4 protein-coding genes and 1 pseudogene are annotated in these 8,502 nt (G+C 77.0%); 4 read left to right on the forward strand and 1 reads right to left on the reverse strand.

Translation table 11 applies throughout. The features are described 5' to 3' along the window. The first annotated feature begins 80 nt into the window (after positions 1 to 80). Entirely contained in the window at positions 81 to 848 is a 768-nt protein-coding gene (locus tag DKT68_RS26980; protein WP_109820193.1) for a type 1 glutamine amidotransferase, read from the forward strand. Then, positions 848 to 3,871: a bifunctional [glutamine synthetase] adenylyltransferase/[glutamine synthetase]-adenylyl-L-tyrosine phosphorylase gene (locus DKT68_RS26985; protein WP_109820194.1), complete on the forward strand. Its 3,024-nt coding sequence runs from the start codon at positions 848 to 850 to the stop codon at positions 3,869 to 3,871. Before DKT68_RS26980 ends, DKT68_RS26985 begins: the two co-directional genes overlap by 1 nt. Before the next feature lie 8 nt (positions 3,872 to 3,879). Here DKT68_RS26985 and DKT68_RS26990 read toward each other — a convergent pair. Continuing rightward, a pseudogene (locus tag DKT68_RS26990) lies at positions 3,880 to 5,476 on the reverse strand (hypothetical protein). Between the two features lie 44 nt (positions 5,477 to 5,520). Here DKT68_RS26990 and mptB (DKT68_RS26995) point away from each other — a divergent pair. Next, a complete protein-coding gene (gene mptB / locus DKT68_RS26995; protein WP_201749210.1) occupies positions 5,521 to 6,921 on the forward strand; it encodes a polyprenol phosphomannose-dependent alpha 1,6 mannosyltransferase MptB in 1,401 nt (466 codons plus the stop codon). Positions 6,922 to 6,935: 14 nt separating this feature from the next. Further along, positions 6,936 to 8,408: a polyprenol phosphomannose-dependent alpha 1,6 mannosyltransferase MptB gene (gene mptB / locus DKT68_RS27000; protein ID WP_109820196.1), complete on the forward strand. Its 1,473-nt coding sequence runs from the start codon at positions 6,936 to 6,938 to the stop codon at positions 8,406 to 8,408. Positions 8,409 to 8,502: the final 94 nt, after the last annotated feature.

Genomic DNA, 8,502 nt, shown 5'->3' on the forward strand with positions numbered 1-8,502 from the left:
GCCTGGCCCGGCCCGACGCGGCCGGGCGTGGGGCCGTGGCGGGGCGTGGCGCGGTTCGGCGTACCGGCTAGCCTCGACGGGTGGCAACCGCGCTGGTGATCGAGAACGACCCGACGGACGACCTGCGCCGACTGGGTGAGTGGCTGACCGAGGCCGGGCTGGAGCTGTGGGTGGTCCGCCCGCACGCCGGCGACGAGCTGCCCGCCGACCTGGAGGGGTACGCGGCGCTGGTGGTGCTCGGGGGCGAGCAGCAGGCGTACCCGCTGCCGGACGGCTCGCCCGGCGCACCCTGGTTCCCGGCGGTGGAGGGGCTGCTGCGCAAGGCGGTCCGCTACCGGGTGCCCACCCTGGCCGTCTGCCTGGGCGCGCAGCTGCTCGCCACCGCGCACGCCGGGCTGGTCGAGCGGAGCCCGTCCGGGCCGGAGGTCGGCCCCGGCGTGGTCGGCCGGCGGGACGCCGCCGAGAGTGACCCGCTGTTCCGGTACGTGCCGCTGATCCCGGACGTGCTCCAGTGGCACTCCGACGAGATCACCGAGCTGCCCCGGGGCGCCACCCTGCTGGCCGCCTCCACCCGCTACCCGAACCAGGCGTTCCGGCTCGGCGACCGGGCCTGGGGGCTGCAGTTCCACATCGAGTGCGACACCGCGATGATCGCCGACTGGGCCGTCGACTCGACTCTCCTCGCCGACCTGGGCTACGACCCGGAGCTGGTGGTGGCCGCCTGCGCCTCGGTGATGGCCGACGTCGAGGAGGTCTGGCAGCCGTTCGCCGCCCGGTTCGCCGCGCTGGCCCTCGGCGAGCTGGACGACAGCACGACGCGGCGCGGCCTGCCGCTGCTCGGGCACTGATGAGCCGGCCGACCAGGGCGCAGGGGCGACTCGCCCGGTACGGCTTCGGCACCGCCGAGGGCGACGGCGAGGCACGCGCCGCCGACCTGCTCGGCCCGGACGGGCTGCGGTTGTGGCAGCCGGCCGAGCAGGAGCCGGTGGACGAGCCGGCCGGGGAGCTGCTCGCCGCGCTGTCCCGGGCCGCCGACCCGGACCTGGCGCTGCGCCAGCTGCACCGCATCGCCGAGGCGGAACGCCGTACGAGCGGCGACACCGCAGCCGGGTCGCCGCTGCTCGCGGACCTGCACGCCGATCCCGGGCTGCGGCGGCGGCTGATCGCGGTCCTCGGCGCCTCGTCGGCGCTCGGCGATCACCTGGTGGCCCATCCGGAACACTACGAGGCGCTGCGCACCGCCCCGGACGGGCTCGCACCGACGGCCGAGGGCCGGCTGGAGCAGACCGGTGACGGCAACCCGGTGGCGGTGCTGCGTGCCGCGTACCGGCTGGCCCTGCTGCGGATCGCGGCGGCCGACCTCACCGGCGGACGCGGCCTGGAGCAGACCATGGCCGCGCTCTCCGCGCTGGCCGACGCGACGCTGACCGCGGCGTACGAGATCGCCGTCGCGGAGCTGCCGGAAGGCACGGCCCGGCCCCGGCTCGCCGTGGTGGCGATGGGCAAGTGCGGCGGCGACGAGCTGAACTACGTCTCCGACGTGGACGTGATCTTCGTGGCGGCCGAGGACGGCGACCTGGCCGCGGCCACCACCGTGGCGACCCGGCTGATCCAGGTCTGCGGGCTGGTGGCCTGGCCGGTGGACGCCGCGCTGCGCCCGGAGGGCAACCGGGGCCCGCTGGTGCGTACCCTCGCCAGCCACCTGGCCTACTACCGGCGGTGGGCGCGCACCTGGGAGTTCCAGGCCCTGCTCAAGGCCCGCCCGGCCGCCGGCGACCTGCCGCTGGCCCAGGAGTGGATCGACCAGCTCGCGCCGCTGGTCTGGCGGGCGGCGGAACGGCCCGAGGCGGTCGAGGACGTCCGCGCCATGCGCCGGCGGATCATCGACAACATCCCGCCGAAGGAGCTGGAACGCGAGATCAAGCGCGGCTCCGGCGGGCTGCGCGACATCGAGTTCGCCGTCCAGCTGTTGCAGCTCGTGCACGGTCGGGTCGACGAGTCGCTGCGGGTCCCCGGCACCATCCCGGCGCTGCGCGCGCTGGTCGCCGGCGGCTACGTCGGTCGTGCCGACGGCGAGGCGCTGCTGCGCGGCTACCGGTTCCTGCGCGGCGTCGAGCACCGTCTCCAGTTGCAGGGCCTGCGCCGCACCCACACGGTGCCCACCGAGCCGGCCGCGCTGCGCTGGCTCGCCGCCGCGCTGGGCTACACGGCCACGCCGGGGCGCAGCGCCGTGGAGAGCTTCCGGGCCGAGTGGGTCACCCACGCCGCCGAGGTACGCCGGCTGCACGCCAAGCTGCTGTACCGGCCGCTGCTGGAGTCGGTCGCCCGGGTCCCGGCCGACGGGCTACGGCTCACCCCGGAGGCGGCGCGGCACCGGCTGGAGATCCTCGGCTTCGCCGACCCGGCGGGAGCGCTGCGCCACCTCCAGGCCCTCACCGGCGGGGTCAGCCGCACGGCGGCCATCCAGCGCACCCTGCTGCCGGTGCTGCTCAGCGAGTTCGCCGACGCGCCGGAGCCGGACCGAGGGCTGCTCAACTACCGGAAGGTCTCCGACAAGCTGGGCAGCACCCCCTGGTACCTGCGGCTGCTGCGCGACGGCGGCCCGGTCGCCCGGCGGCTGGCGCGGGTCCTCGCCCTCTCCCGGTACGTCGCCGACCTGCTCGCCCGGGACCCGGAGGCGCTGCGGCTGCTGGCCGAGGAGAACGAGCTGGCGCCGCGCCCGCGCGACGTGCTCCGGGAGGGGTTCCTCGCGGCGGCGGCCCGGCACACCGACCCGGTCGAGGCCACCCGGGCGGTGCGGGCGTTGCGCCGCCGGGAGCTGGTCCGGGTGGCCTGCGCCGACGTGCTCTGCCGGGCCGGTTCGCTCGCGCCCACCCCCACCCGTGCCGACGGCGGGAAGCGGCAGGCCCCCGGGCTGGGCGACATCACGGCGGTCGGCACGGCACTCGCCGACGTCACCGACGCCACCCTGGCCGCCGCGCTGCGGGCCGCCCGGGCCAGCCAGCCCGCGCCGCCCGGGCTGCGGTTCGCGGTGATCGGCATGGGCCGGCTCGGCGGGTACGAGTCGAACTACCTCTCCGACGCCGACGTGCTCTTCGTCTACGACCCGCCCTCCGGGAGCAGCGAGAGCACGGCCAGCGCCGCCGCGCACGCGATCGCCGAGGAGCTGCGCCGGCTGCTCGGCATGCCGGCGCCCGACCCGCCGCTCGGCGTCGACGCCGACCTGCGCCCCGAGGGCCGGCAGGGTCCGCTGGTGCGCAGCCTCGCCGCGTACGCGCAGTACTACGCCCGCTGGTCCCGGGTGTGGGAGGCGCAGGCGCTGCTGCGGGCCCGGTTCGTCTGCGGCGACGCGGACCTGGGCGCCGAGTTCGAGGCGATGATCGACCCGGTGCGCCACCCGGCCGAGGGACTCACCCGCGAGCAGATTGTCGAGATTCGCCGGATCAAGGCCCGGGTGGAGACCGAGCGGCTGCCCCGGGGCGCCGATCCGGCGACCCACACCAAGCTGGGTCGCGGCGGGCTGGCCGACGTGGAGTGGGCGGTGCAGCTCGTCCAGCTCCGGCACGCCGGGGCGGTTCCGGCGCTGCGCGGCACGCGTACCCTCGACGCGCTCGCGGCCGCCGAGCGGGCCGGCCTCGTCGACCCGGCGGACGCCGCGGAGATGGCGGCCGGCTGGTCCCTGGCCGCCCAGGTCCGCAACGCGCTGATGCTGGTCCGGGGCCGGGCCGGCGACCAGCTGCCCCGGCACGGGGTGGAGCTGGCCGGGGTGGTCGAGCTGCTCGGCCGGGACGACCCGGGGGAGTTCCTCGACGAGTACCTGCGCGTCGGCCGCCGCTCCCGCGCCGCCGCCCAGCGTGTGCTGGAGGCGTGAGCGGAGCGTCAGCTGCCGAGGGTGTACTCGCCGGGGCGAGGGACGGTGACGGTGGTCCAGTCCCCGGCGGCGGTGACGGTGGCACCACCGGACGCGGCGAGCCAGCGACTGTGCCGGACCCGGACCGGGATCGGACCGGCGGTCGGGGCGCGGAAGGTGACCGTCGCGCCGTCGGCGCGGACCAGTTCGGCGGGGGCGGCGACGAGTGGCGTCGGCTCGGCCACCGCCCACACCCGCCAGTGCGGGCCGGACCAGACCGGCGTCAGGTACGGCAACCCGCCCTCCACCAGCTCGGCCTCCGCGCGCCCCACCCAGGACAGCGGGGCGTCCGGCACCGCCACGTACTGCACGGCGTTCTCCGCCAGCCAGTCCCGGTAGCTGGCCGGGGTCAGCGGTACGCCGGTGCCGGCCGCGCCGGGCACGGTGGTGAAGAACAGCGGGTTGCGGTCGATGTCGGCCTGGCGCAGCCAGCCCCGGGCCAGCGGCACCTCGCCCAGCCGGGCCGCCTCCCAGTAGTTGCGGGTCGGTGGCACCTCGACCCGGCCGGTGAGCCGCTGCCCGGCCAGGAACTCGCGCAGCGGAGCGTGGTAGCCCGGTGCGCTGGTCGGGTCGCCGATGCTGCGCAGGTCGGCGGGGACCACCGGCGGCTGCCAGACGCAGACCGCCACCAGCAGCGCGGCCAGGCCGGCGCCGCCCAGCAGCCGGGCCCGCCGCCCGGTGGTCGGAGTCGCGCCGCCGGCGGCGCGACTCCGACCACCGGGCGGCGGCGGCCAACACGGGCAACCCGAACATCGTCACCAGGCGGGTCGCGTTCAACCCCACCGGGGTGTGCACCAGGGCGGCGGCGAGCACCCCGGCCGCGGCGAGCAGCGCGCCGGCCCGCACCGGCCGGTACGCCACCAGCGCGGCGACGACCAGGCTGGTCACCACCGCGCGCAGGGCGTCGGTGCGGCTGATGTTCATCCACCCGCCGTCGCCGAAGAGCAGCGCGGTCACCGCCAGCGGCACGGCCGCGGCGACGCCGAGCGCCAGGCCGTCGGCGTACCGGCGGGTGAGCAGCAGCGCGACGCCGGCGAGGCCGACGAAGAGGCCGGCCACCGGGCTGGTCGCCGAGGCCAGCAGCGCGCCCGCCGCGGCGAGCCCGAGCCGCCACCCCGGCCGGTGCGCCCGCCCGTCCGGTACGCCTCGGGTGAGCGCGAGCAGGGCGGCCAGCCCGAACGCGACGCCGAGGGCGTAGGTGACCCGGCCGGAGACCAGGTTGCCGGCCAGCGTCACCACCCCGACCAGGCTGCCGAGCAGCGGCCGGGGCACCCCGCCGCGGACCAGCAGCGCGGCCAGCGCGGCGGCCGACGCGACCAGGGCCAGCGCTCCGGTCACCCGTACGCCGAGCAGCGCCATCAGCGGCTGGGACACCAGGCTGTAGCCGAACTGCTGAACCCCCGCGTACCAGCGCAGGTCCACCGGTGTGGCGCCGTGGGCGGCGAAGAAGTCGGCCCGGGCCACCTGGGCGGCGAGGTCCGAGCCCATCAGCGGCAGGGCCAGCCAGAGCGCGCCGAGCACGGCGGCGGAACCGGTGGCCACCGCCACCACCCGACTGCGCCGCATGCCCACCTCCGTACCGCGACCACCGTACTGGCAGCATGTCGGGCGTGCCTCACCACCTCGCGCGTTGGACCGGACTGGCCGGGTCGACGCTGCTCGCCGTCGCCGCGTTCCTCGGCGGCGCCCTGCCCGGCTCACCCCTGCGCCCCACCCCGGTCAGCATCTGGCAGGGACCGAGGGGGCCGCTGGTCATCGCCGCGTGGCTGGTCGGCACCGCGCTCATGGCCGGCGCCTGGTGGGCGCTGCGTGAGAGGGTGCCGTCGACCCGCTGGGCGTTGGTCACCGTCGGGCTCTGGCTGCTGCCGCTGCTGATCGCGCCGCCGCTGGAGAGCCGCGACGTCTACGCGTACGCCTGCCAGGGCGCCAGCTACGCCGCCGGGATCAACCCGTACGAGCAGGGCGTCTCCGCGCTGCCCTGCCCCTGGCTGGACACCATCTCCTACATCTGGCGGGACACGCCGGCGCCGTACGGTCCCCTGTTCGTGGTGCTCTCCGGGGCGGTGGTCAAGGCCACCGGATCGCTCACCGCCGCGATCGTGGTGTTCCGGCTGATCGCCGTGGCCGGGGTGGCGCTCACCGCGGTCAGCCTGCCGGTGCTCGCCCGCCGGGCCGGTGTGCCGGCCGGTCGGGCGGTCTGGCTGGCGCTGGCCTGCCCCCTGGTCGCCGTGCACCTGGTGTCCGGCGCGCACAACGACGCCCTGATGGTCGGCCTGCTCGTCGCCGGCCTGGCGGTGATCGCCTCCCGACCGGGCCGCACCGGCCCGCTGCTCGCCGGCGGTGTCCTGCTCGGGCTGGCCGCCGCGATCAAGGTGACCGCGCTGGTCGTGGTGCCGTTCGCCGCGCTGGCCGCGATCGTCGGCGGGTACTCGGTCCGGGCGCTGATCCGGCACGGCGGGTGGGTGGTCGGCGGCGCGGTCGCCGTCGTGGCCGGGGTGACCTTCGCCGCCGGCCTGGACTTCGGCTGGGTCGGCGGGCTGGCCCGGGGCGGCGACGTGATCGCCTGGACGTCGCCCTCCACGGCGGTCGGGCAGACCGTCGGCTACCTGGCGGTGCCGTTCGGCGGGCACGTCGACGCGCTGCCGGCGACCCGGGGGATCGGCATGGCGGTGCTCGCGCTGCTGCTGGTCTGGCTCTGGTGGCGGGCCCGCACCCGGGAGCCGCTGTGGCACGCCGCCCTGGCGCTGGCCGCCACGGTCGCCCTGGCGCCCCTGTACCACCCCTGGTACTGGATCTGGCCGCTGGCCGTGCTCGCGGCGACCGCACGGCGGACCGGATGGTTCACCGTGGTCGCCCTCATCTCGTCGTTCCTGGTGCTGCCGGACGGCACCGGGTTGCCCCGCTTCACCAAGTCGGTCGGGGCGCCGCTGATGACGCTGTTGGTGATCGTGCTGGTCATCTGGTTGGTACGGTCGGCTCGGGCGGCCCGGCAGCCGGTCGCTACCGACTGAGGGAAGGTGCGCCGGTGACCGAACCCGGCGCCGCGCCCCGATCCACCGCCACACCCGGCCCACGTGTCGCCCGGTACGCCGGCCTGGTCGGCGCGGTCCTGCTGACCGTGGCCGGCTACCTCGGCGGGGCGCTGCCGGACGCCCCGCTGGGCGCGACACCGGTGTCGATCTGGCGCTCCCCGGGCGGGCCGGCGACGCTCACCTGCTGGCTGGCCGGCACCGCCCTGCTGGCCGGGGCGTGGTGGTCGCTGCGCGCGGGCCCGCCGTCGACCCGGTGGGCGTATGTCACCGCGGGGCTGTGGGCGTTGCCCCTGCTGGTCACGCCGCCGCTGGGCAGCCGGGACGTCTACTCGTACGCCTGCCAGGGCTGGACGTACGCGCACGGCGTCGACCCGTACGCCACCGGGGTCGCGGCGGCCGGCTGCCCGTGGTGGGACGCGGTGGCGCCGATCTGGCGGGACACCCCGGCCCCGTACGGGCCGGTCTTCGTGCTGCTCGCGGCGCTCGCGGTCGGCGTCGGCGGCGGGCTCACCGGCACGGTCGTGACGCTGCGGCTGATCGCCGTGGCGGGGCTGCTGCTGGCGGCGTTCTGCCTGCCCGGGCTGGCCCGCGCGGGCGGGGCGCCGACCCGGCGGGCCGCCTGGCTGGCGCTGGCCACGCCGCTCGTCGGGGTGCACCTGGTGGCCGGGGCGCACAACGACGCGGTGATGCTCGGCCTGCTGCTGTGCGGGCTGCTGGTGGTGATCCGCCGGCCGGGCCGACCTGCGGCGCTGCTGTTCGCCGGTGCGCTGCTCGGGCTGGCGGTCACCGTGAAGGCGAGCGCCGTGGTGGTCGCGCCGTTCGCCGCGCTGGCCGCGGTGCACGGCCGGCACACCGTACGGGCGCTGCTGCGCGACGGCGGCTGGCTCGCCGGCGGGCTGCTCGCCACGCTGCTGGTCACCTCGACGCTGTCCGGTCTCGGGTTCGGCTGGGTGGGTGGGCTGACCCACAGCGGCGACTCCGAGCAGTGGACGTCGCCGCCGACCGCGGTCGGCCTCGTGGTGGACTACGCCGGCGCGCTCATCGGCCGGGACCCGGACGCGGTGCCGGTGGTCCGGGCGGTCGCGCTGGTCCTGCTCGCCGGGGTGCTGGTGGTGCTCTGGTGGCGGGCCTGGCGGGCGCTGCGCACACCGACCGACGTCCGGAGCGGGAGCGAGGCGGCCCGCCCCCGGTTGGCGCTGCGCGGCGCGGCGCTGGCGCTGGTCGCCACCGTCGTCCTGTCCCCGGTCTTCCACCCCTGGTACGCGACCTGGCCGCTGGCGTTGCTCGCGCTCACCCCGGCCCGGACGACCTGGTTCGTGCTGCCGGCCGCGCTCGCCGCCTTCCTCACCCTGCCCGACGGCACCAACGTGGCCCGCTTCACGAAGGCCCCCGGCGCCGTGGCGATGACCGTCCTACTCCTGGCCGTGCTCCTGCGCGCCCCGCACGGGCGCCCCCGACCGCGCTGATCATGAGGTTGGCGGCGCTCTCGATCTCCGAAAGACCCGCCAACTTCATGATCACCGGGGGAGGCGGCCGGGGTGGGGCGGGTGAGGAGCCAGT

The organism is Micromonospora acroterricola (assembly GCF_003172955.1).
Taxonomy (GTDB): domain Bacteria; phylum Actinomycetota; class Actinomycetes; order Mycobacteriales; family Micromonosporaceae; genus Micromonospora; species Micromonospora acroterricola.

What these genes read in the sequence shown, in the direction of transcription:
- DKT68_RS26985 (WP_109820194.1), top strand. Translation starts at nt 848, where the DNA reads ATGAGCCGGCCGACCAGGGCGCAGGGGCGACTCGCCCGGTACGGCTTC.